A 251-nucleotide genomic window follows, 5' to 3' on the forward strand; every position below is an offset into this window, starting at 1 on the left:
GAGCTGCGCGGCCGGGCCGCCGGCGCTACAGCGGCGCTACACCCGCGACATGCTGATCGGCATGGGCGCCTACGTCGCGTTGCTGGTCTGCTCGCTGCTGCTGCTGCGCCATGTCGAGGCGCCGGCGCTGCGCGCGCTGGTCGCGCTGCTGCCGGTCGCGCCGATCGCCCTGGTGTTGCGGGCGATGGTGCGCTTCATCCGCGGCGTCGACGAGCTGCAGCAACGCATCGAGCTGGAGGCGGTCTGCATCG

The 251-nt window shown here is 72.9% G+C and carries 1 protein-coding gene; it reads left to right on the forward strand.

Annotated elements, in window-relative coordinates:
• A partial coding sequence (locus SB719_RS21555) for a hypothetical protein (RefSeq protein ID WP_412159944.1) occupies window positions 1–251 on the forward strand: 251 nt, incomplete at both ends.

Source organism: Pantoea sp. SIMBA_079 (assembly GCF_046940275.1).
GTDB lineage: Bacteria > Pseudomonadota > Gammaproteobacteria > Enterobacterales > Enterobacteriaceae > Pantoea > Pantoea borealis.